Source organism: Paludisphaera sp. (assembly GCF_037189885.1).
In the GTDB taxonomy this organism is placed as follows: domain Bacteria; phylum Planctomycetota; class Planctomycetia; order Isosphaerales; family Isosphaeraceae; genus Paludisphaera.
Map to the genome: position 1 here is coordinate 1 of NZ_JBBCIR010000069.1, position 1537 is coordinate 1537.

At 74.9% G+C, this 1537-nt stretch carries 1 protein-coding gene and 1 pseudogene; both read left to right on the forward strand.

All coding sequences use genetic code 11. From position 1 onward, the window contains the following. Positions 1–679 (forward strand): helix-hairpin-helix domain-containing protein (locus WG209_RS18895; RefSeq protein WP_337176640.1); only part of this gene is annotated, 679 nt, incomplete at its 5' end. A 269-nt stretch (positions 680–948) separates the two neighbouring features. Next, a pseudogene (locus WG209_RS18900) lies at positions 949–1537 on the forward strand (hypothetical protein); the annotation flags it as partial.

Genomic DNA, 1537 nt, shown 5'->3' on the forward strand with positions numbered 1-1537 from the left:
GATCGAGAAGGCCGTCGCGGCGTTCTCGCGGATCGAGGGGGTCGACGTCGAGCTGGCCGAGCGGCTCGTCGAGCAGGGGATCCTCAGCTACGACGACCTGTCGGTGATGGAGATCGCCGACCTGGTGGCCACGATCGAGGGGCTGGACGAGGAGCTGGCCGAGTCGATCGTCGCCCAGGCCGAGACCATGGCGGAGGAGCAGACGGAAGACCTCCCCCGCCGCAAGTCCGGCCGCAACGCCGCCGCCCTGGCCGACGGCCAGGGCCAGCATCAACCCCCCGCCGACGGCGAGCCGGCCCCCGAAGGGGCCGAGCTCCAGGATGCGAGCGACGAGAACGAGCCGGCCTTGCCCGCCGAGCCTCGCGACGAGTTCGAATCCGAGCCCGAGGGGGACGTCGCCGAGGCCGGGGACGATTACGACGCCGATCGGGCCGATCCCGACGACGCGGACGGCGGGGACGAGTCGCCGCGCGACCTCGCCCTGGCCGAGGAGGGCTCCGATCGCCCGGCCGACAACGGCCGCGAGGTGACCTCCCGGCCCGACGACGCCGACCAGGACGAGACCGCCCGCCTGGTGACCGACGTCGTCGTGAACCGCGAGGATCCCCCCTCCGCCGACGCCGACGCCGACGCCGACGCCGAACCGGCGACGGGCGAGGCGGACGACGAGGAATCCTGACCGCGACGCCCCCTCCGGGCCCCGAGCCGGGGCCCGCCCCCCCGACCATCACGAATCGAGGATCGCCGCACTCGACCCCCCAACCGCCCCCCCGGAATTCCGCCGCGAGACGCCGCGACCCGATGATCGGGCTCGCCAGGCGACCCGGCGCGCCGCTACAATAGGAAATATCGAGACGTTCGTACCGTGCCGCGGGCTCCGCGGCCGGCCGGATCCGGTTCCGGGAGGAGTCGCCTTTGTCCATGCGTGTTCACGAGTTGGCGAAAGAGTTGGGATTGAAGAAAAGCCAGGATTTGCTGGATCGGATCCAGAAGTGGAACCTGGACGTCAAGGCGAACGCCCTGGCCGTGGTCGATCCCCCAACCGTGGAGCAGATCCGAGAATTGTTCGCCCGCGAATCGAAGGGGGCCGCCGCGCCCGCGAAGGCCGCCGCCGCGCCCGAGCCCCCCAAAACCTCGGCCGCCCCGAAATCGCCGACGCCCCCGCCCGCCGCCGAACCGACGGCCCCTCGGGCCGAGGCCCCGGCCGCCACGCCCCCGGCCTCGGCCGCCACGCCCCCGGTCCCGGCCAAGCCGCGGCCCGCGGCCCCGGAGCCCGTCTCGACCATCCCCCCGACGTCGGCCCCCGAGCCCGTCCCCACCCCCCCCGCCCCGGCGAGGATCGGTGCCTCGCCGCCCGCGGCGGGCCCCCTGTCGAGCCACACGCCGCATCGCGGCGCCCCCCGCCCCGACGCCGGTCCCGGCGACGCCACCCCGCCCCAGTCCGCCCCGCCGCGGGGCCAGGCCCCTTCGTCCCCCCGGCCCGGGGGCGCGGCGCCCTCCCTCCAACCCCTCACGCGGAGCGAATACATGAGTTCGG